This window comes from Streptomyces sp. NBC_00286 (genome assembly GCF_036173125.1).
GTDB lineage: Bacteria > Actinomycetota > Actinomycetes > Streptomycetales > Streptomycetaceae > Streptomyces.
Map to the genome: position 1 here is coordinate 4,888,194 of NZ_CP108054.1, position 25,619 is coordinate 4,913,812.

At 70.7% G+C, this 25,619-nt stretch carries 24 protein-coding genes and 3 pseudogenes; 12 read left to right on the forward strand and 15 right to left on the reverse strand.

Annotated elements, in window-relative coordinates; genetic code table 11:
• Positions 1-189: 189 nt before the first annotated feature.
• Positions 190-1,299 (forward strand): 4Fe-4S binding protein, encoded by a 1,110-nt coding sequence (locus OHT21_RS22355; protein ID WP_328770127.1) that lies wholly within the window; start codon positions 190-192, stop codon positions 1,297-1,299.
• Between the two features lie 85 nt (positions 1,300-1,384).
• Positions 1,385-1,954, forward strand: a complete 570-nt coding sequence (locus OHT21_RS22360; protein ID WP_328770128.1) for a TetR/AcrR family transcriptional regulator — start codon at positions 1,385-1,387, stop codon at positions 1,952-1,954.
• 134 nt (positions 1,955-2,088) lie between these two features.
• On the opposite strand, the gene OHT21_RS22365 is transcribed toward OHT21_RS22360, so the two are convergent.
• The 7 genes from OHT21_RS22365 to OHT21_RS22395 all read right to left on the reverse strand — a co-directional run bounded on the left by OHT21_RS22365 (position 2,089) and on the right by OHT21_RS22395 (position 10,155).
• The gene (locus OHT21_RS22365; protein ID WP_328770129.1) at positions 2,089-2,664 is read right to left on the reverse strand and encodes a hypothetical protein; all 576 of its coding nucleotides are present in this window, start codon (positions 2,662-2,664) and stop codon (positions 2,089-2,091) included.
• Positions 2,661-4,058: a hypothetical protein gene (locus OHT21_RS22370; protein WP_328770130.1), complete on the reverse strand. Its 1,398-nt coding sequence runs from the start codon at positions 4,056-4,058 to the stop codon at positions 2,661-2,663. The genes OHT21_RS22365 and OHT21_RS22370 overlap by 4 nt, the downstream gene beginning before the upstream one ends.
• Positions 4,055-4,864: an ABC transporter ATP-binding protein gene (locus tag OHT21_RS22375; RefSeq protein WP_328770131.1), complete on the reverse strand. Its 810-nt coding sequence runs from the start codon at positions 4,862-4,864 to the stop codon at positions 4,055-4,057. Before OHT21_RS22375 ends, OHT21_RS22370 begins: the two co-directional genes overlap by 4 nt.
• A gap of 464 nt (positions 4,865-5,328) precedes the next feature.
• Positions 5,329-6,147 carry a zf-HC2 domain-containing protein gene (locus tag OHT21_RS22380; RefSeq protein ID WP_328770132.1) on the reverse strand — a complete coding sequence of 273 codons (819 nt, stop codon included), beginning with the start codon at positions 6,145-6,147 and terminating at the stop codon, positions 5,329-5,331.
• Complete coding sequence (locus OHT21_RS22385; protein ID WP_328770133.1) at positions 6,144-6,704, reverse strand: RNA polymerase sigma factor; 561 nt, start codon at positions 6,702-6,704, stop codon at positions 6,144-6,146. The genes OHT21_RS22380 and OHT21_RS22385 overlap by 4 nt, the downstream gene beginning before the upstream one ends.
• 125 nt (positions 6,705-6,829) lie before the next feature.
• Positions 6,830-8,458 (reverse strand): VWA domain-containing protein, encoded by a 1,629-nt coding sequence (locus OHT21_RS22390; protein WP_328770134.1) that lies wholly within the window; start codon positions 8,456-8,458, stop codon positions 6,830-6,832.
• A gap of 449 nt (positions 8,459-8,907) precedes the next feature.
• The gene (locus OHT21_RS22395; protein WP_328770135.1) at positions 8,908-10,155 is read right to left on the reverse strand and encodes an AAA family ATPase; all 1,248 of its coding nucleotides are present in this window, start codon (positions 10,153-10,155) and stop codon (positions 8,908-8,910) included.
• Between the two features lie 231 nt (positions 10,156-10,386).
• Here OHT21_RS22395 and OHT21_RS22400 point away from each other — a divergent pair, with 231 nt between their 5' ends.
• From OHT21_RS22400 to OHT21_RS22420, 5 genes are all read left to right on the forward strand, one after another.
• Entirely contained in the window at positions 10,387-11,442 is a 1,056-nt protein-coding gene (locus OHT21_RS22400) for an iron ABC transporter substrate-binding protein (RefSeq protein ID WP_328770136.1), read from the forward strand.
• A 41-nt stretch (positions 11,443-11,483) separates the two neighbouring features.
• Positions 11,484-13,007, forward strand: a complete 1,524-nt coding sequence (locus OHT21_RS22405) for an ABC transporter permease (protein WP_328770137.1) — start codon at positions 11,484-11,486, stop codon at positions 13,005-13,007.
• 4 nt (positions 13,008-13,011) lie between these two features.
• Positions 13,012-14,067 (forward strand): ABC transporter ATP-binding protein, encoded by a 1,056-nt coding sequence (locus tag OHT21_RS22410; protein WP_328770138.1) that lies wholly within the window; start codon positions 13,012-13,014, stop codon positions 14,065-14,067.
• Between the two features lie 126 nt (positions 14,068-14,193).
• Positions 14,194-14,718: a hypothetical protein gene (locus tag OHT21_RS22415; RefSeq protein WP_328770139.1), complete on the forward strand. Its 525-nt coding sequence runs from the start codon at positions 14,194-14,196 to the stop codon at positions 14,716-14,718.
• Positions 14,719-14,785: 67 nt separating this feature from the next.
• Positions 14,786-15,556 (forward strand): DUF3105 domain-containing protein, encoded by a 771-nt coding sequence (locus OHT21_RS22420; RefSeq protein WP_328770140.1) that lies wholly within the window; start codon positions 14,786-14,788, stop codon positions 15,554-15,556.
• A gap of 112 nt (positions 15,557-15,668) precedes the next feature.
• Here OHT21_RS22420 and OHT21_RS22425 read toward each other — a convergent pair whose 3' ends face one another.
• On the reverse strand, positions 15,669-16,442 hold the full coding sequence (locus OHT21_RS22425) for a DUF4232 domain-containing protein (RefSeq protein WP_328770141.1): 774 nt from the start codon (positions 16,440-16,442) through the stop codon (positions 15,669-15,671).
• A 211-nt stretch (positions 16,443-16,653) separates the two neighbouring features.
• Between OHT21_RS22425 and OHT21_RS22430 the strand changes: the two genes are divergently transcribed.
• Positions 16,654-18,180: a transcriptional regulator gene (locus OHT21_RS22430; RefSeq protein WP_328770142.1), complete on the forward strand. Its 1,527-nt coding sequence runs from the start codon at positions 16,654-16,656 to the stop codon at positions 18,178-18,180.
• A 254-nt stretch (positions 18,181-18,434) separates the two neighbouring features.
• Here the strand turns inward: OHT21_RS22430 and OHT21_RS22435 are convergent, their stop codons facing one another.
• The 6 genes and pseudogenes from OHT21_RS22435 to OHT21_RS22460 all read right to left on the reverse strand — a co-directional run bounded on the left by OHT21_RS22435 (position 18,435) and on the right by OHT21_RS22460 (position 22,050).
• Positions 18,435-18,986, reverse strand: coding sequence for a GNAT family N-acetyltransferase (locus OHT21_RS22435; RefSeq protein ID WP_328774181.1), 552 nt, complete (start codon positions 18,984-18,986; stop codon positions 18,435-18,437).
• Positions 18,987-19,076: 90 nt separating this feature from the next.
• Positions 19,077-19,913 (reverse strand): annotated as a pseudogene (locus tag OHT21_RS44730) (IS5 family transposase); the annotation flags it as partial.
• Between the two features lie 7 nt (positions 19,914-19,920).
• Complete coding sequence (locus OHT21_RS22445) at positions 19,921-20,325, reverse strand: GntR family transcriptional regulator (RefSeq protein ID WP_328770143.1); 405 nt, start codon at positions 20,323-20,325, stop codon at positions 19,921-19,923.
• Positions 20,318-21,112: a hypothetical protein gene (locus OHT21_RS22450; protein WP_328770144.1), complete on the reverse strand. Its 795-nt coding sequence runs from the start codon at positions 21,110-21,112 to the stop codon at positions 20,318-20,320. The genes OHT21_RS22445 and OHT21_RS22450 overlap by 8 nt, the downstream gene beginning before the upstream one ends.
• Positions 21,113-21,337: 225 nt before the next feature.
• Positions 21,338-21,475, reverse strand: a pseudogene (locus OHT21_RS22455) (isopenicillin N synthase family dioxygenase); the annotation flags it as partial.
• A gap of 119 nt (positions 21,476-21,594) precedes the next feature.
• Positions 21,595-22,050, reverse strand: coding sequence for a GNAT family N-acetyltransferase (locus OHT21_RS22460; RefSeq protein ID WP_328770145.1), 456 nt, complete (start codon positions 22,048-22,050; stop codon positions 21,595-21,597).
• 173 nt (positions 22,051-22,223) lie between these two features.
• Between OHT21_RS22460 and OHT21_RS22465 the strand changes: the two genes are divergently transcribed.
• From OHT21_RS22465 to OHT21_RS22480, 4 genes and pseudogenes are all read left to right on the forward strand, one after another.
• Positions 22,224-22,682: a helix-turn-helix domain-containing protein gene (locus OHT21_RS22465; protein WP_328770146.1), complete on the forward strand. Its 459-nt coding sequence runs from the start codon at positions 22,224-22,226 to the stop codon at positions 22,680-22,682.
• 3 nt (positions 22,683-22,685) lie between these two features.
• Positions 22,686-23,297 (forward strand): PIN domain-containing protein, encoded by a 612-nt coding sequence (locus OHT21_RS22470; protein ID WP_328770147.1) that lies wholly within the window; start codon positions 22,686-22,688, stop codon positions 23,295-23,297.
• A gap of 3 nt (positions 23,298-23,300) precedes the next feature.
• Complete coding sequence (locus OHT21_RS22475) at positions 23,301-23,516, forward strand: type II toxin-antitoxin system VapB family antitoxin (RefSeq protein ID WP_328770148.1); 216 nt, start codon at positions 23,301-23,303, stop codon at positions 23,514-23,516.
• A gap of 8 nt (positions 23,517-23,524) precedes the next feature.
• Positions 23,525-23,656, forward strand: a pseudogene (locus OHT21_RS22480) (LuxR C-terminal-related transcriptional regulator); the annotation flags it as partial.
• Positions 23,657-23,764: 108 nt separating this feature from the next.
• Here OHT21_RS22480 and OHT21_RS22485 read toward each other — a convergent pair.
• The gene (locus OHT21_RS22485; RefSeq protein ID WP_328770149.1) at positions 23,765-25,615 is read right to left on the reverse strand and encodes an ABC transporter permease subunit; all 1,851 of its coding nucleotides are present in this window, start codon (positions 25,613-25,615) and stop codon (positions 23,765-23,767) included.
• Between the last annotated feature and the right edge of the window lie 4 nt (positions 25,616-25,619).

Sequence of the window (25,619 nt, forward strand, 5' to 3'; positions counted from 1 at the left end):
GTCCGCGAAGACGGCAACGGGTCCGGAGTGCTCAACTTCCGCCATCCACCGGACGGTGAGGGCGGATCGGGGGCGACCGGCAGCCCGGCCTTGCATGCCGAAACCGATCAGTTTACGGTGGTGAAACCGATCGGTTCCTCGCCGTGGAGGCGAGTCTCGAACCCGAATCCCCAGGAGTCAGGAGTACGGATGACTGCCGCGCGCGACGCCGAAGGGCAACCCACGGCCCCAGCTCCCCGGCTACCGGCGAAGCTGGCCGCCCACCCCTCCGTACGGGCCGTACTCGCCCGGCGCGCGGCCGGTGGCGTCGCGAGCCCGCCGGCGGTGATCGACGCGGCCTGGCTGCGCGAACTGTGCCTGGCGGCCGGGGCGGGCGACGCCGCCGCGGTCAGCCTGGACCACCCTGACCTGGTCGGCGAGCGTGAGTACGCGCAGTCCGCGCTGCCCGGCACCCGCACCCTGATCGCGATGGCGGTGCGGATGAATCGCGACAACTGCCGCTCGCCGGCCCGCAGTGTGGCCAACCAGGAGTTCCACCAGGCCGACGAGCAGGCCAACCACGCCGCCCGTAGCGTCACTCAGGCGTTGCAGGACGCCGGTTACCGCGCGCTCAATCCGTCCGTCGGTTTCCCGCAGGAGATGGATCGCTTTCCCAGTGAGCGGATCTGGGTGGTGGCGCACAAGACGGTCGCCGTGGCCGCCGGGCTCGGTGTGATGGGCCTGCACCGCAATGTCATCCACCCGAAGTTCGGCAGCTTCATCCTGCTGGTGACCGTCCTGGTGGACGCGGAGGTGAGCGAGTACGGGCAGCCGCTGGACTACAACCCGTGCATCGACTGCAAGTTGTGCGTCGCCGCCTGCCCGGTCGGCGCCATCGCCAAGGACGGTTCCTTCGACGCGCCGGCCTGCACCACGCACAACTACCGCGAGTTCATGAGCGGGTTCACCGACTGGGCGCAGACCGTGGCCGACAGCGAGGACGCCGCCGACTACCGCTCCCGGGTCAGCGATTCGGAGAACGCCTCGATGTGGCAGAGCCTGAGCTCACCTCCCGGCTACAAGTCCGGCTACTGCCTTGCCGTCTGCCCCGCCGGCGAGGACGTTCTGGGCCCCTACCTCGATGACCGCAAGACGTTCATGGACACCGTGCTGCGGCCGCTCCAGGACAAGAAGGAGACCCTGTACGTCCTGCCGGGCTCGCACGCGCAGGAGTACGCCCAACGCCGCTTCCCTCACAAGCCCCTCAAGGAAGTCACCGGCGGCTGGCATCCCCCGGCCAAGCGCTCTGCGTCCGACTGACCGGCCGTTCCGGCTCAGCGGACAACCTGCAACCTCGGGAAACCGATCAGTTTTCAATCTGTTGGAATCGAGTTAACCTCGCAGCATGACCACCGAGGCGAAGCCAAGTCCCCGCGAGCGGCTGCTGGAGGCAGCGGCCACGCTCACCTATCGAGCCGGTGTCGGTATCGGCGTCGAGGCGCTGTGCAAGGCGGCGGGGGTGTCGAAGCGCTCCATGTACCAGCTGTTCGCGAGCAAGGACGAGCTGCTGGCGGCCAGTCTCGAGCGGCGTACTTCCGCGTACGTGGAGATGCTCTTGCCCGCGGCGGGCGATGACCGTGAGCCTCGCGAACGGATCATGCATGTCTTCGAGCAGGTGGAAGCGCAGGCGGGCACGCCCGAGTTCCGCGGCTGCCCGTTCCTGGCCGCGCAGATCGAGCTCAAGGATCAGGACCATCCCGCGAGCTGGGTGGCCCACGAGGTCAAGGCGAACCTGACTGCCTTCTTCCGCGCCGAGGCCGAGCAGGGCGGTGCCGGCGATTCCGACCTGCTGGCCCGGCAGCTCAGCCTCGTCTTCGACGGCGCGAGCGCCCGCGCGGGAATCGGGGCCGACAAACTTACGGGGCTTGTCGCGCCCACGGTGACCACGCTGCTCGATGCGGCGGGCGTGCGCTGACGCGTCACCTTTCCGAAACGCCCCCTTGCGTCCCGTACTCGGGGGAAGTCCAACCTCGTTATCCCCGCCTCCGCAGGATGAACAAGCTGGCCGGCTGACGCAGAAGCGCTCCCTGGCGCCGCTGCGTGGACCCGTTAGCGGCGCGGTCCCGCGATGGCGTAGGCCGCGGTGCCGGTGACCGCGAGGACGACGGCCGTCCAGGTGCCCGCCGTCGTGCCGGGCGGCAGCAGCATCCAGGTCGCCACCTGCATCGGCGTATCCGTCGCGGGCGGGGCGACGAGCGAGAGCGAGAGCGAGGCGAACGGCAGCGTCCATGCGTACTGGCCGCCCGACAGCGCCGCGCCCAGGGCGGCCAGTCCCATCAGACCCGCGCTGCCCCGGACGACGAACGCGGTGGTGGCCATGTCCTCCCCCATCGTCTGCGCTGTCAGCAGCACGGCGGCGACGACCGCGCCGGCGAGCAGCACGTGCGCCGCTCTGCGGGTCACCCAGCGGATCGCGGCCGTCCGGTCCAGCGCGAGGTCCTGCCCGCTCAGCCCGATCGAGGCTGCCATCGCCCCCGTAGCGAGGACGAGCACGGGCATCCGCGGATCACCGGCTCCCTCGCCCCCGTCCCTGGCGAGTGCCCACGCCGCCACCGTGCTGATCACCACTGCGGCGAGCGAGGCGGGTACCTGACGCGAGCGCGCGTACAGCATCAGCCATCTCACCGGGGCGCACCGCCCTCCAGCACGGAGAACGCGTCGCCCTTGCAGGAGAGCGCGACGGCGCGCATCGCGTTGATCCGCGAGAGCTGCTCGGCCCGCGGAAGCGCGTTGAGTTCCTTCCACACCGTGCGGGTCTCGGCTTCGCCCCCGGGGCGCAAACGTGCCGACTCTCCGCCGGTGAGCGACCTGAGGTCACCGAGGACCCAGCCCGCCGCGACGGTCTGCGCTATTTGGTCTCCCCCGGTGCCGCTCCAGCCGACGGGGGAGCACCCGGGCACCATCCCCTTGGCGACCAGAGCCCGGGTCAGCTCCTCGCCCTTCGCCGCGGCGATGATCTCGTCGTCGAAGTCGAAGAGCACGGTGTGGCGGGACCACTGTGGCGTGGAGCCCTCCGGCAGTACGGCGGCGTTCTCCCGGACCGAGACCGGCGCCCGGCTGCCCAGGGCATCGTGCAGCAGGCGCAGCGCCTCCTTGCCGGGACCCGCCAGGTCGTCGAGTCGTGCCTGGTGGGTCTTCGTCACGCACACCGGGCCGTCGCACACCAGCGCCGCCGCGGCCTCGTCTACGACGTACATCCGGCGCGGGTCGGAGGGGAGGACGAGCAGGGCGAGCACCGCGCACGCCAGGACGGGCGTCAGGGCGATCAGCCGGGCGCGCAGGGTCGCGGCGACCAGCAGCGCGAAGCCGGTCGCGGCGATGCCGAGCAGCCAGATCGTCTGCCCGACGTGTACGGAGGCGGAGAGCGTGACGAGCACATCGCGCACCGCTTCCACCGCCGGTGACAGCAGGGAGATCCGGTTCGGCTCTGTGATCTCGACGCCCTCCATCGCGGTCGTCCGTGTCCGGCCCAGCGACATGTGCATGAGGGCCGTGAACACGAAGGCGGTCATGGCCAGCGCGGGCGGGGTGAGCGCGGACGGCAGGGCCCTCCCGGCCCCCATGCCCAGCACGGCACCCGCGACGAGGAAGAGCGCCCCCACCAGCGAGATCGGCAGCCATCCGAGGTGCGCGTACCCGGCGTTGGCGAACACTTGGACCCCACCCACGAGGACGAGGAGCGCGAAGGCCGAGGCCAGCGTCATCGCCGTCGCGCCCGCCAGCGTGGCCGCGCGGTGCCAGGCGGGCCGCGGCGTGCTCGTCAGCAGCTCGGACATCTTCGAGCGGTGGTCGCGCAGGCCCTGCAGCGCCCCGAGTCCCACGACGAGCGGCCACAGGTAGAACAGCAGGCCGCGGGTCCACAGGGCCAGGGGTGTCCATTGGGCCGTCCACGCCGTGGTGCCCGTCCACGACGCGACGTTGATCAGGTACAGGAACGCCAGCGCGGTCGTCAGGACCACGGCGCCGGCCCACGGGGCGATGGAGCGCTTCAGCTCGATGCGCAGGACACTGACGTTCACCAAGTGCCCCTTCCCTGCTGGGGCTTGAGCAGCATGGCCGAATAGCCGCGCTCCAGCGGGCTGTCGCCCTCGTGCTCCGTGCCGCCCACCGAGGCCAGCTCGTCCGGAGGGCCCTGGAAGACCAGCCGGCCCTCGGCGAAGAGCACCACGTCGGTGCAGGCGGCGGCGACGTCCTCCACCAGGTGGGTGGAGACGACCACGCAGGTGTCCGTACCGAGCTCCTGCAGCAGCTCGCGGAAGCGCAGCCGTTGCGCCGGGTCCAGGCCGACCGTGGGCTCGTCCAGCAGCAGGATCGACGGATCGTTGACGATGGCCTGGGCGATGCCGACCCTGCGCACCATGCCGCCCGACAGCGTCTTCATTCGCGCATCGGCGCGGTCCGCCAGACCCACCCGTTCCACGGCGCGTTGCACCGCCCCCGGGATGTCCGCCTTGGGGACCTGCTTCAGCCACGCCATGTACTCGACGAACTCGCGCACCGTGAAGCGCTTGTAGTAGCCGAACTCCTGCGGCAGATAGCCGATCCGGCGGCGCAGCGCACGGTGCTCGCCCCTGCCGCCCACGGACTCACCGAGCAACTCCAAGTTCCCCTCGGCGGGGCGCAGTACGGTGGCCAGCGCCCGGATGAGAGTGGTCTTCCCCGCCCCGTTGGGTCCGAGGAGGCCGTGGACGCCGGTGCCCAACGACAGGTCGAGCCCGTCGACGGCCATCCGTTTCCGGCCGGCCCTGACCTTCAGACCGGTGGCCCGGATCTCCCAGGCATAGGGCGTGGGCGCGATGTCGGCCGCGCTTACCGCGGGCATCATGCGGTTCCTTTCCGACGGTCCGATGCGCGGACCTGTCCGATGGGTTCGATGGGTTCGGTCGGTTCGGTCGGTTCGGTCGGTTCGGTCGGTTCGGTCGGTCCGATGGATCCGATGGGTTCGGTCGGTCCGATGCGCACACCGGTCCGATGGGTTCGACGGGTTCGGTCGGTTCGGTCGGTCCGGTCGGTCCGGTCGGTCCGATGGATCCGATGGGTTCGGTCGGTCCGATGCGCACACCGGTCCGATGGGTTCGACGGGTTCGGTCGGTTCGGTCGGTCCGGTCGGTCCGGCGGTCCGGTCGGTCCGATGGGATCGATGGGTTCCATCGGTCCGGTGGATCCGGCGGGTTCGATGGGTTCCATCGGTCCGGTGGATCCGTTGGGATCGATAGGTTCCATCGGTCCGGTGGGTCCGTTGGGATCGATAGGTTCCATCGGTCCGGTGGGTCCGTTGGGTTCGGTGGGTCATCGATGGGCTCCCAGCGCGGAGTACGCGCCCCTGCGGGCGATCACGACACCGATGCCGAGCGCGAGGATCAGCCCCCACACGGGCAGACCGCCCGACTGCAGAGCGAAGGCCGTACGGCTCGTGGCGAGCGTCGGCGCCACGATGACGGCGGCCCATACGGCCGTCAGCGCGACGGCGGCACGGGTCACTCCGATGACACCGCCGAGCGCCAGGGTCGTAGAGGTGAAGGCCAGACAGGGCAGCAGCCACTGGGCGGCCGTCACCCCCGTAACCCATCCGGCCATCAGCAGCGCGGGGACGACCACGGCGAGCACGGACGTGGTGCGGCGCAGCACCAGATAGAACCCGGCCATGGGCACCGAGGCCGTCAGTTCGTACGCCGGATCCAGGCCGCGGGACCAGGACGCCGCGACGCCGAGTACGGGCAGGACCGGGGCGAACAGCAGCACCAGCGACACCTCGCCGAAGCCGGGGCTGACCAGGTCGAGCAGCAGCGCGAGCAGTGTCATGCTCCCGACCATGGCCAGCCACGGCACCATCGCGGGCGTCAGCCACGTCGAAAGCCGCGCCGAGCAGCGCCGCGTGCGCGGCATCGTGGCGGTGGCGGCCAGGTGGGGTTCGAGGCCGGACCACACGGTGTCGACCAGCGCCGCCACGGCGGGCGCCTCGGCTGTGACGGCGGCCGACAGCCGGTCGCGGCACACTCCGCACGCCTCCAGATGGGCCTCCAGGGCCCACAACTCGTCGGTGGCGAGATCCGTGCCGCCGCGGGCGTAACCGTCGATGATCCGCATCGACGCGTGCTCCACGCTCATGCCAGCGCCTTCCGCATCGCGATCCGGGCCCGACGGGCACGGGTCTTGACCGTGCCCTCGGGCAGTCCGAGCAGGACGGCCGTCTCCCGGACGGACAGCCCGTCGAGCACCATGGCCTGCAGTACTTGTCTGAGTTCCGGCGCGAGGCGGCGCAGCGCGTCCCCGACGTCACCGCCGACGGTGGCCGCGAGTACCTCGTCCTCGGCGGCGGGCGCCGGGGGCAGCAAGGCGGCCGCGGGCGGCGGCTCCGCGTGGTGGGCCCTGCGCCGGAAGGCGTCGACGAGGCGGCGCGCCGCGATCGTCCACAGCCAGCCGACGGCCGTCCCTCCGACGGCGGCCCCGGCGAACGCGCCCGCCGCGCGCCACACCGCCAGATACGTCTCCTGCATGACCTCGGCGACGATCTGCTCGTCCGCGCAGCGACGGCGCAACCGCACCGCCAGCCACGGCGACGTACGCCGGTACAGCTCCTCGAACGCGGCACGGTCGCCCCTGGCCACCAGCCGGACGAGACGCTCCTCGTCCAGCTCGCCCGGTGCCTTCCTGACTGATCTCACACCCTCTAGACGCCCGGCCCGGACGGCAGGTTTTCCCTTCGGAGTGATCCCCGTCACACGCATGAAGGGGCCACTGGGCCACCTCCCCGTATACCGACTGTCGGGGTGCGAGGGAGGCGGACGGGTCAGATCACGCGGAAGAGGTCCGCGGCGGCGTGGACGTCGGTGAGGTCCTCGATGGCGCGGAGGTTGTCACAGAGGGCGTCCAGGACCGAGTCGGCTTCGGCTACGCGTGGGGCGCCGATGGCCACGCCGAAGACACGGAAGCCCAGCCGGTGCTTGGCGTCGTTCCAGCCGCGCATCCAGTCCTCGGTGACGCCGCAGTCGTCGTCGGTGAGCATCACGATGTCGCCGCGCATGCGGGCGGCGTCGTTGAACTCCTCCTCCAGCAGTTCGCCGGCCGCCGACAGCGGCCGCTGGTAGCTGGTGCCGCCGCCGAGGAAGCTCTCCGCGAAGTCGAGGACGCGGGCCACGTCGGCGGGCTCGTCGGCCGGGAAGCGGAAGACCCGGAGTTTGTCGGCGGCGGAGAACAGGATGCCGACGAAGTCACGCCCCGCGTCGCGGGCCTGGTCCAGCAGCGCCAGGGCGCACGCCTTGGCCCATGCTTCCCGGGTGACGCCGCCGGGCCCGGCCTCGTACATCGAGTGCGAGGTGTCCACGCACGCGATGACGGCGCCCCGGCCGGTGGCCTGATCGCCCTGGCTGTCGTAGAGCATCAGCTCGCCGGCGGCGTAGCGCGCGGCGAACACGGCGCGCAGTGCGGGCAGTCCGAGGCCCGCCAGTTCGGAGGGGATCACGCGGGAGAGGTCGTTGCCGAGCGTGACGCCGACCAGCTCGCCGGTGGCGTTCTCCACCTTGCGGGCGCGTTCGCCGCCGGCCATCTGCCGGAAGCGGCCGATCAGTTCGGCCCACTCGGCGAGACGGCTGGTGCGCAGCCGCTCGGCGAGCCGGGCGCGTTGGTCGTACGGCATCCGCTCCAACTGGCCGGGGCCGACGCCCCATGCACGCATCAGGGCGGCTTCGTCTCGTACGGCCTCGGCGGCCTTCGCCGCCGCGGTACGCGCGGTGGTACGGATTCCGGGGGCGGTCGCGGCGAGGGCCTGCGTGGCGGTCTGGCCAGCCTGACGCGCGGTGGCCTCGGCTGACTCGGCCGCCTCGATCGCCTTTTGTACGGCGTCGGCGTCGGCCGACAACTTGCCGTCCTCGTCGGCCTGTTGAAGCGCCTCGCTTACGGCGGTCGCCGCGTCGTCGGCGTCCTGCTGGGCCTTCCTCGCTTGCTCGGCCTGTGCCTGGGCGTCCCGGGAGTGTTCCAGCATCCGGCGCAGGGCGGAGGCCTGGGCGAGTACGGCCATGGCGGCGGCGTAGGGGTCACCGGCCGTTTCCCGGTGCAGTTCGGCGAACTCCGGGGACTCCAACAGCGCGGTGGTCGCTTGGTGGTTGACCAGCCGGGAGGGGTCCATTTCGGCGCGCTCGCGCAACCGGGGATTGACCTTGTAGGCGGCCAGGAAGGCGTCGGTCAGGAGGTCGGTGGTGAAGTCGGTGGCGGGGTTGGCGGTGTGGCCGTAGCGGTCCTTCAACTCCTCGGCCAGATCGCGGAGTCCGGCCGACTGCTCGTACGTGTCGCGCCATGTGATGCGGTCGAACCGGTCGGCGATCACGGCCGTGGTGTGCCGCTCGGGGGCGACGTCGGAACGGGCGAGCCACGTCGCAGCCCGGCTCGCCAACTCGTCGAGCCTGCTCGGTGTCTCGCCCATGGTCCCGGCCCCTGGTCCTGATTACCTGACCCTGACTACCTGGCCCTGCTGCCCTGTGTTCAGAGCTGCGCCTCCACCATGCTCGCGTCCACCGTTCCTGGGGACTGAGCAGGAGTAAGTCCGCTCAGCCGTACGCCCCGAACGGTCTTGGGCGCTCCCCCAGACTCCGTCCGGGGGGACCCCCAGGTCCCCGGCGTACTCAACCCCAGGTCGGCGACACGCATCCTGTGCGTGGTCCGGGCCCGGGAGGCCGGATCCCTCACGACCCGGCCATATGGGTACGGCCAGAGGCGACGGGGAGGCCCCGAACCATCACTCCGGTGGAGCGGGGGCCCCGCACTCCCCCAGCTACCGCTGGGGGTGCCCCCAGGCACCGTACCCGGCGTCCCAGATCGCACGATCGCCGTAGCCCGAACAGCCCACACTGCCGCAAGTCCGGAAGCCGACCATCACACGATCGAGGTAATCCGCCCTCGTGCGCACTTCTCGGCTGCGGGTGGTACCCCCAACGCCTCCGTAAGAACGCGCGCGCGAACCGCGCGCTGGCGGCCCGTGACCCTGTCGATGGCTGCGGTGGAGCGGCCCGCGCCCGCTGCCTCCTCGCGCAGCTTTTCCAGGCGCTTGCCCGCCATAGCCAGCTGATTGTGGGCCTTCTTGATGACCCACTCGCTCAGCGCCTCGCGGGACTGACCGGCCATGGCGTCGAGTTGGGCTTCCAGTTCCTCGATGGTGTCGGCGAGGTCGAGGGCCTCCTTGGCGTCGGGGTTGACCAGGTGCAGCACCTCGCGCTCGACGGTCGGGCGCTCGGCGGGGGAGTTCCACAGCACGTGCGTCAGCACGGACAGGTCGGTCTCGGCGACCGCCGGGCGGCCGTCGAGGTACGCGGATGCCTGGAGCAGGCCCACCGCCTGCCGCCAGCGGCGGTCGGAGGCGACGAGTTCCTTGCGGCGCAGGGCGGCCCGCAGCGTGCAGACCGCGTCCACGATCGCGTCGGGGACGTCCACGGCCGGGACGGCTTCGGTCACGGCGTGCTGCAACTCGGCCAGTTCGATGGTGGTGCGGGTCGGTGGGGCCGGGCGGCTGACGGCTGAGCGGACCAGTGCGGCGAAGTTCGAGGGGTCCTCGAGGTACCCGACCTCGATCCGTACCAGCAGGCGGTCGTAGATCGCGGCGGCGTCCTCTTCGGCGGGCAGTTCGTTGCTCGCGGTGATGGCGCCGATCAGGGGGCAGCGGATCGGCTCGCCGCCGTTCTCGGGGTGGTAAATGCGCTCGTTGAGGTAGCCCAGCGTCTCGTTCAGCGCCGCTGTGGAGCACTTGAAGATCTCGTCGATGAACGCGACGTGGGCGGTCGTGGCGCGGCCTTCGTAGACTTGGCGGTACTCGCCTCGGGCCAGGGCGGCGACGTCGATGGGGCCGAACATCCGCGTCGGCGCGGTGAACTTCGACAGCAGGATCTCCCAGTACGACGCCCCCTCGACACGGCCCGTGAGCTCCCGGGCCAGCTCGGACTTCGCCGTTCCGGGCGGGCCGAGCACTAAGGAGTGCTGTCCGGCCAGCAGCGTCACGACCAGCGTCCGCACCACGTCGGCCCGCTCGTAGAAACGGTCGGACAGCTCGTCGCTGATCGCCCGCAGCCTCTCGGCCGTGTCCTGCGCGTCCTGCGTCTCGTGCGTCTCCTGCACGTCCGGTGCGCCCATCTTCAACTCCCTGACGACAAGGCCTTGTTGGGCGCGAGACGGCCCTTTCCCTTCGACGGTACGACGAGGGCACATCATCGCGGCGCACAAGGGCGCACTCGTTCACGTACGGCACCCCCACTGCCGTACAAGAGTGTGCATGCGCACCATTTGCGTGATTAGCCTGATTTGAGAAGCTTAGCCTGACCTAACCACGGGTCCGGGCGTGCCCGGCAACGGAGGAGCGGCATCGTGAGTACGTCCCGGATGAGGCCCCTGCTGGCGTCGGCCCTCGGTGGCCTGCTGGCCCTGGGAGCCACGGGCTGCGCGGCGGAGAACGCCGCGCAGGCCGAGGCCGAAGCGGTGTCGGACGAGAAGATCACCGTGTACAGCGGCCGGAGCGAGGACCTCGTCAAGCCGGTGCTGGACGACTTCCAGAAGGCCAGCGGCATCACCGTCGAGGTGCGCTACGGCGATACCGCGCAGATGGCCGCCCAGCTGCAGGAAGAGGGCGACCGGAGCCCGGCGGACGTCTTCCTCGCCCAGGACGCGGGAGCCCTGGGGGCCGTGGCCGGGAGGGGCCTGTTCGCCAGGTTGCCCGGCGAGGTGCTGGACAAGGTGCCGGCGGCCTATCGGGACGAGGGCGGCGAGTGGGTCGGTGTGACGGGCCGCGTACGCACGATGGTCTACGACACCGACCGGGTCGCCGCGGCCGATCTGCCCGAGTCCGTCTTCGAGCTGACCGAGCCCGAGTGGAAGGGCAGGGTGGGCATCGCGCCGACGAACGGCTCCTTCCAGGCGTTCATCACCGCGATGCGGGTGGAGCACGGCGACCAGCGGACCGAGGAGTTCCTCGCGGGGCTGAAGGCCAACGACGCGCAGATCCGCGAGGGGAACGCCCCGATCGTCGCCGACGTCAACTCCGGCAAGCTCGCCTCCGGGCTGGTCAACCACTACTACGTGTACGAGCTGGCCAAGGAGGAGGGCACCTCCGTCGAGGCCCTCAAGGCGAAGAACCACTTCTTCCCGGACAAGAACATCGGCAGCCTGGTCAACGTCTCCGGTGTGGGCGTACTGGACAAGGCCGACGACGATCCCGACGTACGCGAGTTCGTCGACTATCTGCTCGGCACCCAGGCGCAGACCTACTTCGCCGAGGACACGTACGAGTACCCGCTGATCGACGGCGTCCGCACGGCCCCCGGCCTGCCCTCGCTGTCGTCGCTGAACGCACCGGACATCGACCTCGATGACCTGGACGACCTGGCCACCACCGTCGAAATGATCAAGGAATCGGGGCTCGTCTGAGCAGTACGCCGACCCTCGTCCTGCGCCGGGCGCGGCGACTGATGCCGCGACCGGCACTGGCCTGCGCGGCGCTGCTCGCCATCGGCGTCGCCCTCCTTCCGCTGGCCTACCTGGGCATACGGGCCGCTGAGGCGGGCGGGGACCGGATCGCCGGCGAGCTGATCACCGGGCGTACCGGGGAACTGGTCGTACGAAGCGTGGCGCTGGCCGCGGTCGTCACCGCGGCCTGCACGGTTCTGGGCGTGGCCGCGGCGTTCCTGGTCACCCGCACCGATCTGCCGGCCCGGCGGCTGTTCGGGGTGCTCGCCGCGCTTCCGCTGGCGGTTCCCAGCTATGTCGCGACCTTCGCCTGGGTGTCCACGGTGGGCGGCTTTGAAGGCTTCTGGGCGGCGGCCCTGGTGCTCACGCTGGTGTCGTACCCGTACGTCTATCTGCCGGTCGCGGCCGCGCTGGTCGGGGTGGATCCGGCGCAGGAGGAGGTGGCCCGGTCGCTGGGACGCGGTCCGTGGCGTACGACCGTCGGTGTGACACTGCGCGAGGTACGGCCCGCGGTGGCGGCCGGCGCGCTGCTCGTCGCGCTGTACGTGCTGTCCGACTTCGGCGCCGTGTCGATTCTGCGGGTGGAGGTCCTCACCCGGGCCGTCTTCACCTCGATCAACCTCGGCTTCGACCGCACCGGGGCGCTCGTACTCGCCATCGCCCTCGTCGCCCTCACGGCGCTGGTGCTGCTGGCCGAGCAGCTCAGCCGACGGCGTGCGGCCCGTTACGCCCGCCTCGGCGGTGGAACTCCCCGGCCGCCTACGCGACTGCGCCTGGGCCGGTCGCGCAGGGCGGCCGTACTCGGGCTCGCCGGTGTGATCGGGGCGGCGCTCGGTGTGCCTGCGCTGAGTCTGGTCCGGTGGTTCGGCGTGGGCGTCTCGCGGCCCGGGTCGCTGGGCGAACTCGCCGACGCCGCCGGGAACTCGCTGCAGGTCGCCCTGCTCGGGACGGCGCTGACCATGGTGCTGGCGCTGCCGGTCGGGCTGCTGTCCGCCCGCGCTCCCGGGCTGCTCTCCGTGGCCCTGGACCGGCTGGCGTATCTCTCGCATGCGCTGCCCGGCCTGGTCATCGGGCTGTCGCTGGTGTTCTTCGGCATCAATGTGGCCTACCCGCTCTACCAGAGCGTGTGGCTGCTCGCCCTCGCGTACGCGGCCTTGTTCCTGCCCCTCGCGGTCGCGGCCGTCGGCGCGGCCGCGGCACAGGCACCGCCCGGACTGGAGGAGGTGGCCCGTTCGCTCGGACGGCGACGGGCGTACGTACTCCGCACGGTGACCGTGCCGCTGGCCGCGCCCGGTATCGGCGCCGGCGCGGCACTGGTCTTCCTCACCTGCATGAAGGAGCTGCCCGCCACACTCCTGCTGCGCCCCACCGGCATGGACACCCTCGCCACCGGTCTGTGGAAGCACACCTCGGTCGCCGCGTACGCGGCCGCCGCACCCTATGCGGCCCTACTGGTGCTCATCGCCTCCGTGCCTACCTGGTGGCTGTCGGCCCGCACAGGCGTCCTCACGCGGACGGGCGGCTGATGACATGGCGGAACTGCGGATTTCCGGCGTCCACAAGGCTTACGGCCGCGTCCAGGCGCTGTCGGGCGTGGACCTCGGCGTCCGCTCCGGAGCGCTCTTCGCGGTCCTCGGCCCCTCCGGCTCGGGCAAGACGACGCTGCTGCGCTGCATCGCGGGCTTCGAGGCGCCGGACGCGGGAGAGATCCGTATCGACGGCCGACGTGTCGCCTGCCCCGGCGTATCGGTGCCGCCGGAGCGGCGGCGGATCGCCGTGGTGCCCCAAGAGGGCGCGCTCTTCCCGCACTTGTCCGTCCTGGGCAACGTCGCGTACGGGCTCGGCCGGGCCGCGCGGCGGGCCGGGCGGGCGGCCGCCGTTCTTGACCTGGTGGGCCTCGCGGGCTTCGAGGACCGGATGCCGCACCATCTCTCCGGCGGGCAGCAGCAGCGCGTCGCGGTCGCCCGGGCGCTCGCACCGCGCCCGCCGGTCGTGCTGCTCGACGAACCGTTCAACGCTCTCGACGCCGCGCTGCGCGCCGAAGTGCGACGCGACGTCTGGCAGGCCCTGCACGCCGACGGCGCCACGGCGGTCCTGGTCACCCATGACCAGGCGGAGGCCCTGTCGATGGCCGAGGAGATCGCGGTCATGCGGGACGGCCGGGTCGTCCAGAGCGGCCCGCCGGAGCTCCTCTACGGGTCACCGGCCGACCCGTGGGTGGCCGGGTTCGTCGGCGAGGCGGTGTGGCTGCCCGCTGTGCTGGACGGCGACCGGGCCCGCACGCCGCTGGGCACCGTACGCCTCACCCGATTTGAGGGCGGCGCGCCGAACGGTCCGACGCGCGTGCTGCTACGGCCCGAACAGATCACGCTCGTTTCGCCGGGAACCCGCGACGCGGTCACCGCGACCGTGGTGCGGCGCGACTTCTACGGCCACGACGCGGTGTTGGCCCTGCGCCTGGCGGACGGTACGCCGGTGGCCGCGCGGGTCTTCGACCCTGCCGCTCTGCCGCCGGCGGTTGGCGATGAGGTCGCCTTGCGGGTGCGTGGGACCGCTCGCGCCTTTCCGCCCGGCAGAGCCCTCTAAGCTAGTTGAGTGCTCAAGTTCGCGGCGACTGGCGTTCGCGGGTGCGTACGCCCGGGGCGCGCGACTGGTCGTGATCGGGGCGTCACCGAGAGTTCGGTGGCGGTGAGTCGGCGGCGGGGGGCGTCTGTGGTCCTTGGCCTGTTGGCGGCTCTGGTCACGGTGTTGGGGATGGTCGGCTACGGGACTCATGATCAGGCGGCGCACACTGTCGCCGCGATCTCGTCGGCGCCGGATGCGCGTGAGGCGCTGGGCGTCCAGCCCTCGCTGGGCGTCCGGGCCTCGCTGGGCGTCCGGGCCTCGCTGGGCGTCCGGGCCTCGCTGGGCGTCCGGGCCTCGTTGGACGTCGAGACCTCGTTGTACGTCGAGACCTCGTTGGGCGTCCCGGCTCCTTCAGACGCCGAGCCTCCATCGGACGCGTGGGACTCGCTGGGCCCCGAAGCGCGCGAGCACCTCTGTCCCGTACCGGACCATGACGAGTGCGAGGGCCGAGCGGCGGCGGACACGCCATCGACGGGGCCTGGATCGCACCCGCTTCCTCAGGCGACCTCCGCGCGCGTGGAGCCCCGGCCCGCCGCCGTCCCGGCGCCGGTCGGGGGCCAGCCTGCGGCTCGTCCCCCGAACCTCCACATGCTGCAGGTGCTGCGGACCTAGATCCGGATGCCTTACCGCACCCGATCACCGAAATCCGCCGATCTCCCTGCACGAGAGGCAGTTCGTCATGGCGTCCGCCAACAAATCCACGAACCCCAAGAACTCCAAGAACCCTAAGAACCCGAAAACCACGGACAAGGCTGCGAAGAACACCGCGCCCAAGACTTCGGCCAAGTCCCCGACCAAGAGCCCCACCAAGACCGCGAACAAGAGCTCGGGCAAGGAGCGGACCGCCGCCCGCCGCGCCCGTATAGAGGAGCAGCGCCGCGCCGAACGCGCTCGGGAGCGCCGCAGCCGGATCATCACGCTCGTCGCGGCCACCGCGATCCTGGCCGGTCTGGTGGGCGGCGGCGCGTATCTGATCAACGCCGCGAACGACAAGGAACAGGCTCAGGCAGCCCCGGTCAAGGGCGAGAAGAGCTGGAAGAAACTGGGCCAGGACCACGTCGACACCGAGGTCGACTACCCGATGACTCCCGCCGCGGGCGGCGACCACGACGCCACCTGGCAGAACTGCAACGCCGACGTCTACACACAGCCGATCCGCGACGAGAACGCCGTACACGCCCTGGAGCACGGCGCCGTCTGGGTCACGTACAACGACAAGGCCGCCGAGGCCGACGTGAAGACGCTGACGGACAAGGTGTCCAGGACGCCGTACAGCCTGATGAGCCCGTACGAGAACCAGTCGTCGCCCATCACGCTGACGGCCTGGGGACGCCAGCTGAACATCAAAAAGGCGTCCGACCCGCGCGTGGACGAGTTCTTCGACAAGTACGTCCAGGGGCCTCAGACGCCTGAGCCGGGTGCCGCCTGCACCGGGGGAATCTCGGCGTAGGCCTCGCCGGGGCGAGCAACCCGTCACTCGGCTGTACCTGACGGTGGCCCCGAGCCTCCCCCTCCTGAGGCTCGGGGCCACTGTGTTTTCCGCGTACTGACGCGTTACCGCGTTACCAGGTCAGGGCGTCTGCCATGGTCGACTGCCAGTACGAGACTCGGAGCGAGTCGTCGATGTGCACGCCCTTCGCGGGCAGTGACGGGCGGGCGGCGGCGCTCGCTTCCAGGTCGAAGTAGACCGCGAGGGACTTGGCCTTGTAGCCGCCCGAGCCGCTGCCGTCCGCGGCCGAGAGAAGGACGCTCGCGTAACCGGACTCGCCGGGAGCCAGCGTGACCACCGCCTGCGGCTTGGAGTCCTCGATGGCCGGCGGGACGGACTGGGCCTCGTCGAAACGGACGGCCGGGTAGCCGACCAGGTCACAGTTCCCCGCGCCGGTGTTGGTGACGGTGAGGAGCAGGTGGTTCAGGGGGCGGGAGACCTCCGTGGCGGTCGTACGGGTGGACTCGACGGAGCATCGGGAGGAGGCAGACGCCGAGTCGTCGTTCGAGCCGTTCGAGCCCTTGGTGCCCGAGGTGCCGCCCGTGGAATCGGACGAACCATTGGAACCCGTCGTGCCGATTGAACCGGCCGCGCCGCCCGTCGAGACTTCGGAGCCCGATCCCGAGCCCGAGCCCGCCGAGACGGTCTGACCCGACCCGGCAGAGGTCCCGCCGTTCGCCTTCGACGGAGACGCGGAAGGCTTGGTGGAGGCCGTGGACGCGGATCCCGCCGGTGCCGCCCCTTCGTTGTTGCCGTCCTCGCCGTTGTTGCACGCCGTCATCGTCAACGTGGCGGCCGTGAGTGCGGCGGCGACGAGCATGCGGGTGCGGTTGGAGCGTGTGGACATGTGAATCCCCCTGTGCGGTACGTGGCTTGGCATGGGCCGCTCGACCCGGTCCCGGGAGCGGCGTGCTTGGATGGCCCAAGCTTGTGAGGTGATCCGTCCCGCCCGCCACAACTGCCGGGGTATCCGGGACGCTGGAACGCTTGCGATAGCTCTGACCTGGGGGAATGACCTCCCCCTGGAATGGGGGTCCGGGACGTGGAGAGAGGGCGGAATGACGGCGGGGGACGAATTCTCGGAATTGCTGGGCCGGTTGAAGGAGCGGTCCGGGCTCAGTTACGGGGTGCTCGGCAAGCGGCTGCACACGAGTGCGTCCACGCTTCACCGTTACGTCAACGGGGATGCCGTACCGACGGATTACGCACCCGTGGAGCGGTTCGCGCGGGTATGCAAGGCGACGCCCGAGGAACTGGTGGAGCTGCACCGGCGGTGGGTGCTCGCGGATGCCCGGCGGAGGCAGAAGGCGGCCGGGAGTCCTGCGGAGGATGAGCGGCAGGCGCGTACGGCCGAGGGGGAACGGCAGGCGCGTACGACGGAAAGGGCGGCGGAGGCCGGGAGCGGGACCGGGGCGGCGGGATCCGCATCGGCCGGGTTGCCCGAACCCGCGGCCGGGTCCGAACCCGCGGACAGGTCCGGAGCCGCGGACAGGTTCGGAGCGGCGACCGGCTCCAACGTGCCGGCCGGATCCGAAGCAGCGGCCGACTCCAAAGGTCCGACCGGATCCGAAGCGCCGGCCGGATCCGGAGCGGCGGCCGAGGACTTTCCCGAGGTCGAGCGGCCGCACCTGGCGGAGGTCCCTGCGGCCCGGCGGCGGCGTACCGTCGTCCTCGCCGGAGCGGCCGTGGCCGCCGCCCTCGTGTCGGTCGCGCTCGTGGTGAATCTTGTGCCCGGCGGGGGCGAAGGCCAGGACGACCAGGGCGGGAAGGGGTCCGTCGGGGCCGCCGCCCCGCCCGTCGGCGAAAGCCCCGGGACCTCCAAGTCGCCCGGTGACAAGGGAAGTTCACCCTCGCCGTCGCGCTCACGCAGCGGCAGTCCTACGGTTTCCCCGTCCGACTCCGCTTCCGGCGCCGGCTCCCGGAACGGTGGGTCCGGTGCGGACCAGGGCGGCGGCGGTGCCGAGGACACGGCCACCGCGCCCCGCGTCACCGTCGATCCGTACCAGTGGGAAAACCAGTGCAGCCAGCACTACCTGCTCGACAAGAAGCCCGAGGAAGTACCTCCGCCGCCGGTTGAGCCCGAGGCGCGCGGGTGGGTCACCGCGCTCGGCGGGGTCGCCGGCGGGCAGCAGATGCTCAGGCTGAACGTGCAGGGCACCGGGAAGTCCACCGTCGTCCTGGACGTGCTCCATGTGCGAGTGGTGGAGAAGAGTGCGCCGCTCGACTGGAACGACTTCGCGATGGGCGTCGGCTGCGGTGGCGGCGTGAACACGACGGCCTTCGGTGTGAACCTCGACGCCGGAAGGCCCGCGGTCTCCCCCAAGGCCGGTCAGCGCGACTTCCCGTACAAGGTGAGCGAGTCCGATCCCGAGGTCTTCTACATCTTCGCGGACGCCCGCGCGCACAACGTGAGCTGGTACCTGGAGCTGGAATGGTCCAGCGGCGACCAGCAGGGCACGCTACGCGTCGACGACCACGGCCAGCCCTTCCGGACCAGCGGGAACGTGGGCCGGCCCGCGTACACCCGTCCCCTCGGAAGCTCCGAGTGGGGCCGGGATCTGCAGGACTCCGAGATTCCCGGCTGAGTACCCGACAGAGACGCGTGGCTGATCGGCGCCGGCCGCGAGGTCAGTAGCTCTTCCCAAACTCTTCTCAAACTCTTCTCAGCTGAGTTCAGCGGACGGGGTCGCCGGTGAGTTCGATCCGTCGTACGCAGGCCGCCAACGCCTTGAGTACGGCGTGGACTTCGAGCCGGGCCAGGCGGCGCAGGCGTGGTTGCTGTAGCCGAAGCCGAGCTACCCCACTCGAGCCCGCCACCGCTTGAGGCCCGGCGGCTCCCCTAGGGCGTACGGCAGCTTGCCGCCGCATAACACCGGACGGCCACCTTCTGCTCCGGGCTCCACTGCTGTTCGACTGTGGCCAGCAGCTGCCAGCCGAGCCGCTCGTACAGACCTGCCGCCGCAGTGTCCGAGGCCACCACGTCGAGCACCGGATGCAAGCCGCGATCCTGTGCTTCTGTGACAGCCTGCGTCATCAGCAGCGCACCGATCCCATGGCCGCGGGCCCACGGGGCGACGAACAATCGGTTGATCACGGCGATTGCGTCGGTGCTCACCCCTGTGCGAGCGCTCCACAGCCCGGGAGCCGCGTCTCCCACGTCGCTCTGCGACAGGCCGATATGGCCGGCCATGCGACCATCCAGTTCCGCTACCCATGAAGCCATGAGCGATGGCGGTGTGAGCCATGTACCCGGGAAGTCGGGCCAGTTCACCGGATAGCCGTCGTGCTCATGGACCTCTGCCAGCACCCACACACAGTCGCCGAGGTCGCGATCAGTCCGCTGTCGGACACTCGGGCGTACGTCCGCGCCGGACGCGCTCTCGCTCTTCACTGCGACATGGCAACACAACCCGAAGGCCAGTGACCATCGACTTTCGCCGCACCCCCTAGCCCACGACAGGGACATGGGGCACGGGACGGCAACTTTGCACACGTCGTAGGTCAGGGCGTCGTAGTCGCTGCGCCAGTCCACCCGGGCCGCGTCGCTGCCCGCGTGGATCTCGGCGGCGAACAGCTCCGTGCCCACGACGGTCAGCCGCACCTCGTGCGACTTGGGCACCCACTCCTGGAACAGGTGCACTGTCAGGGATACGGAGTCGTCGATGGTGCCGGGGTCGACCACGTGCGTGGGGACCCCGGTGCGGCGCCCGTCCGGGTACTCCAGCGGGCCGCCCATGAGCGGCTTGCAGATCACCGGGCCGCCCACGTCGTGGCAGAACTTCCGGGCTCTCTCCGGGTCCGTAGTGATCAGCGACCGGGGCGTACGGAACCCGCGCGCCGCCGCCACTGGAAGTTGTCCCGGCTTGTGGGAGGCGATGCCGTCCACGTCCGGCCGTGTCAGCCCGCCGCGGGACCGGCCGAGCGCCTGGCCAGCCGTCGTGCATGCCGGATCTTCCAGTTCCTCCCCCGCCGCAGCCCCTTTTTGCGGGCTCCGGCGGCGTGCTGGTGGGCACGGTTGATCGTGGAGTCGACCGACACCGTCCACTCCACGGTTCCGATGGAGTCGTCCCGGACCTGGACCTGCTCGAGCAGGCGGGCCCAGGTGCCGTCCGCCTCCCAGCGGGCGAACCGCTCATAGGGTCTGCCACGGACCCTAGCGTTCCGGCAGGTCACGCCACGGCGCACCGGTCCGCGACCGCCACAACACCCCGTTGATCACCTGCCGGTGATCCCGCCACGGACGCCCTCGCCCATCAACACCCGGCAGCAGAGGCGCTATCCGCTCCCATGCCGCATCCGTCAGCTCACCACGACCCAATACAAGATCAATTATCAGACAGGTCCTGGGCACGGTCCGGGCCCAGGGCGTCGCGGACGGCGGTCAGAATGGCCTCGGTGTCGGCGCCCAGGGCGCGGGCGGACGAAGTGAAGTCACGGGCGAGAGTGGCGAGTTGGACAGTGTGCGGGCGGGTCGGGCCGGTGGGCGACGCCGCCACCCGGGTGCCCGCGCCCCGACGGGTGCGGATCAGCTCGCCGGCCTCCAGCTCACGGTAGGCGCGGGCGACGGTGCCCGGTGCCAGCCCGAGGTCCGTGGCCAGCTGGCGCACGGTCGGCAGCCGGTCGCCCTCGGCCAGCCGCCCGGTGACGATCAGCGCGGCGAGCTGCGCGCGGATCTGCTCGTACGGCGGGACCTGGCTGGTGGTGTCGACGCGGACGGCGGCCTCACTCATCGTCGTAGGACCCCTCTGCCGCCGCCTCGTCGGCGACGGCCCGCGGTGCCACCACGGTGACCAGGGACCAGACGGCGGTGAACAGGTTCAGCAGGGCCAGCGGGTAGAACACCCAGAAGGTGAGCACGCCCAGCGCGCCGGCGCAGCCCGTCTCCGTCAGCGCGAGGGAGACCATCAGCACGGCGTACAGCTGCTGGCTGGACACCAACAGGCCCCAGGCGCCGGTGACCGCCCACGCGCGGTCGCGGCGCTGCTGCTCCTCACCCGGACCGTGGGCGATGCGGCGCAGGGCCCAGACGCAGGTGGGGGTGGCTATGGCGAGCGCGCCGAACATCGGGAGGGTGTAGTACAGGCCGGGCCAGGGGCCGGTGGTCGCCGGCATCCCGTTGCAGGTGAGGGTGAGGACCTTTCCCGTGCTGAAGACGCGGTCGGGGTCGACGGAGGCCGTGGCGGCCGTGATCACCAGCAGGACGACGAGGGAGAGCCCCTGGAGGGCGATCAGGGGACCCATGTGCGGCGGCACATGGTCTCTGACCAGGCGTGGTGCGAGACTCGCGGTGCGTACCGCCTCCTGGGGGCGCAGGGTCAGGGCGTCGGCGAGCAGGACACCCGCCACCGCGCACAGGCCGAAGGCCGTGAGGCAGAACACGACGCGCTGCTCGAACTCGACGTCCCCCAGTGTGGACAGCGCCTGCGCGACCACGAGGCCGATGGCCAGACCGGACCAGCGGGCGTAGTGGTCGGCGTGGTCGAGCAACCGGTACTGGGGCGGGGCGGTGTCGAGCATGCGGAGATCCCCCCGGATCATCTTGTATCAAGCGGTGAGTACAAGATGCCGTGGCCGGGGATCTTGTGTCAAACGTTCGATACAAGGTGGTGCGAGGGGAAGACGGGTTCCGGAGCGGGGCGGTTCCCGTGACGCGACAGGGAAGCGGTCGGCGGACGGGGAGGCGGTCGGTTCGACAGGGAGGTGGTCGGCCGACAGGGAGGCTGTCGGCCGAACGGCGACCGGTCAGTCGACGGTGATCGAGTCCGGCTGCGCCCGCAGGTAGACGTGCAAGTCCACCGGAGGGTGCGCCACCCGCCCGATCGGTGCGGGCACCGACTCGACGACCGTGCCCGGGGTGCACTCGCCGAAGTGGACCAGCGACGGACTGGCAGCGGGTGTACTCACCCTCGACGACGCCCGTGGACTCGTAGACATCGAAGGAGATGAAGCCGCCGTACGAGCCGTCTTGACGCCCCGACGCGCCTAACCGCATCGGCGGCTCACAGAACCCTCGTCATGAACGTGCTGTTGGAGTCGGGCTGATAGTCGGCGAACGGCGCACAACACACGAAGCTGAACTTCTCGTACAGCTTCCTGGCAGGGAGAAAGAAGTCGGCCGAGCCGGTCTCGAGACTCAGCCGCGCGAACCCCATGCGCTTGGCCTCGGCGATGACGTGCTCCAGCAGCGCCGACGCGATTCCACTGCGCTTACGCGCCGGAGTCGTACGCATCGACTTCAGCTCCGCGTGCCCCGCGTCCAGCCTCTTGATCGCCCCGCAGCCCACCACGGCGTCCCCGTCCCTGACCGACCAGAACGTGACCTCGGGCTTGCGAAGCTCGTCGAGATCGAGGGCGTGCTTGCTTTCCAGAGGAGTGATGGCCCGCATCTGCTGGACATGCTCGTCGAGGAACTCGGCGATCTCTGAACCGGAAAGGTCGTCCACCACGATCTCCACGCTGCCCGCCCTTCTCCGGGAGTCTCGGTGCGGCCGATGCTGCCACGTTCCCCGGACTGCGCGTGCTGATCCGGGAGCCCGCACCCTCCACCTGTTGCACTTATTTCGTTTGTTTCGAATAATGGCCGCGTGTAGATGCGACGCCCACCTTCCCGCACCGACAGGGGCGCACCATGACCAGGACAGAGATCCGGCCCGTGAAGCTGCCACCCGAAAGGGTCGCAGCCGCCACTCACGCCCTTACGCGGGTACGCAGTTACCTGGCATCGCATCAGGACATCACGCAGATCAATGTGACGGTCGAGGACGGAGAGCGCGAACCCCTCGCGCTGCCACGAGAAGCGGTGGAACTGCTTGCCGGCATGCTGGCCCACCTTGGGGCCGGCCGCGCCGTCTCGATCGTCCCGTCTGACGCCGAGCTGACCACACAGCAGGCGGCGGACATGCTCAACGTGTCGCGGCCCTTCCTGATCGGGCTGCTCGAGGCCGGGGAAATCGAGTACCGAACCGTCGGCACACACCGACGGATCACCGCATCCTCCCTGCTGGAGTACAAGCGCAAGGACGACCAGCATCGCCGCGAAGCCGCCGACGAGCTCACCCAGCTCGGCCAGGACATGGGAATGATCTAGCGCATGTCCTTCGTCGCTGTCTACGACGCCGACGTCCTCTACCCCAGCACCCTGCGCGACGTCCTTATCCGCGTCGCGCAGAGCGGGCTCGTCCAGGGCAAGTGGACGGATCAGATCCTCGACGAGACATTCCGTAACCTCCTCAAGGACCGCCCGGACATTCCGTCCGAGAGGCTCGACCGCTTGCGCACACTGATGAATGGCGCAGTCCGGGACTGCTTGGTCAAGGGATACGAGCCGCTGATCAATGCCGTGGAACTGCCGGACGCGGACGACCGGCATGTCCTGGCCGCGGCAGTCCGAGCCAAGGCACAGGTCATCGTCACCTTCAACCTGAAGGACTTCCCTACCGATGCCCTGGCACGCTGGGACGTCGAAGCTGTGCACCCGGACGCCTTCCTCGAAGCACAGATCGATCTGGCCCCGCAGGTCGTCTACGGCGATCGCGGACAGTTGGCGGAAACCACCCGGCACTGTGATCGACGTGATCACCAGGCTGGAGAGGCAGGGCCTGGTCGCTTCGGCGGCGGCACTGCGGTCGCTTGCAGTCACGCCCTGAACACCGTTGCCGTACGTGCAGCAGGCCAGTTGTCGATGATGTTCGCGGAGGCGTAGTCGATGACCCGGATCGTGATCGACCTCGATGACCAGCTGGTCGCGGATGTGGCCAAGGCCCTTGGTACCGGTACCGAGGAGGACACGGTGAACGCGGCCCTGCGCGAAGTGCTGGGGAACCGGCGGCGCCCTCTGGCGCTGGCCCGGCTGCGTGCCGCGGTGGAAGAGGGCGCTTTTGACCTGGACCTCTTCGAGTGCAAGGGGAGCTACCGCCGGTGAACCCCGGCCGCATGGTGATCAGCCCGATGACCGCCAAGACCCACATCAACCGGGCCATGACCAAACTCCACGCCCGCGACCGCGCCCAACTCGTGGTCATCGCCTACGAATCCGGCCTGGTGGCCCCGCGCGATCGCTGACACCCGCGGCAGTCATGTGGAAGCGTTTCCATACGGCAGTCGCGCATACGGTTCGACGCGTCACCGCCGGTGAACTCCAAGGAGCCCGGCCGCCCGGCCGGACATCGCCTACGCGGGCGAGTAGGCCTCCACTTTTTCGAGGCGTACGTCTTTTTCGTGACGCACGTCGTGCCCGCCGTGTCGGCCGGTTCGGCGTCGGGACCTACCCGCTCGCGACGCCGAACCGGACGACACAGCGACGGCGAGAACCGACAGCAGTACGAGCGCGAAGGCCGGGCCAAGTACCGTCCACGGCGCCAGTTCCACGTACGGCTGGTTCTCCGACAGCAGGCGGCCCCACTCCGGGGTCGGCGGCTGTTCGCCCAGGCCGAGGAAGCCGAGGGAGGCGAGGACGAGGACCGTGGTGGGCAGCCGGAGGAGGGCGTTGCGGAGGACGGACGGGAGTACGGCGGGGAGGTAGTGGTGGCGTAGCAGGTACCGGGGTCCGGCTCCGAAGGAGAGGGATGCGAGGAGGTGGCCGCTGGCCCGTTCCTGTTCGAGCAGGGCCGCGGTCTGGGCGGCGTATGGAGTCCAGGCGACCACGCACACCGCGCCCGCGGCGCCCCACACGGACGGCCCGGTGACCGCGGTGGTCAGCAGTCCGGCGAGTACGGCCGGCAGTGTGGACACCACTTCGGTCAGGCCCGCGCCCACCTGTGTCGCCATGCCGATCAGCAGTCCGAGGACGACGCCGACCGCCGTGACCGCGAAGGCCACGCCCGCCGTACGCAGCGCCCCGTGACCCAGCCGGGCCAGCAGATCGCGGCCGAGCGAGTCCGTGCCCAGCGGGTGCGCGGCTGACGGCGGGAGCAGCCGAGCCGCCGTGTCCACCTGGAGCGGGTCGCGCAGAAGGCCGGCTACGACCAGGGTGAGCAGGGCGGCGGCACAGAACCCGGCGACCCAGCGCGTGGAGCGTCGCCCCGCGAGCGCCGGCGGATGCAGGGCGGGCAGAGCGCCGTCCCGCAGGGCTGGGCCGAGGAGTACGCGGCGCAGGGCCTGGATCAACAGCCCCGCGACGACGCCGAGCAGGACGAGGACCAGCGTCGCGGTCTGCAGCGGCGGCAGGTCCTGGGCGATGGCGGCGTCCAGGGCGAGTCGGCCGAGCCCCGGGATGTTGAAGATCTTCTCCACCGCGACCGCGCCGCCGACCAGGGCGACGACGGACGGCAGGAGTTGCGGGAGTACACCGGCCAGGGTGCGGCGCAGCGCGTGCCGGGCGATATGACGGGGCGAGAACCCGTACGCGTGCCAGGTCCGCGCCCACGGCTCCTGGAAGGCGGCGGGCAGCGACTGGTCGAGGAGGCCGCCGATCACCGCGCCGGACGGTACGCCGAGGGCGAGCGCGGGCAGCACCATCGACATCGGTCCCGCCCAGCCGCTCGACGGGAACCAGCCCAGCCACACCCCGCACACGGTGGCGAGCAGCGAGGCGAGCAGGAACTTGGGCAGTGCGGCGAGTACGGCGGCGCCGGTGCCCGCCCGCCCCTGGCGCAGCCGTCGCCGGGAGCCGAGGTGCAGGGTGCGGGCGCAGACCAGCGCGGCCACCGCGATCGTCACCACGAGGGCGCCGAGCATCAGCGTCAGGGAGACCGCGAAGGCAGTGGTCACCTCCGGCAGGACCGGTTCGCCGGACACCCACGAGGTGCCCGCGTCGCCGCGCGGCAGTCCGCCCAGCCACTGCACGAGATGCGCGAACGGCCCTTCGTCCAGGTCCAGTTGCTCTCGTACGGCAGCCAGTTGCGCGGGGCTCGGATCGGCGTCGGCGGAGCGGGCGCGCAGGACCGTGAGGGCGGGGTCGGTCCCGGACAGCCACGGCAGCAGGGCGACGGCCGTCAGCAGCGCGGTCCCGGCGACGAGGCGGCCGACCCCCGCGCGCCACCGGGACGGGCGGGAGTCGGCACCGGCGGACTTGACGCTCATCCGG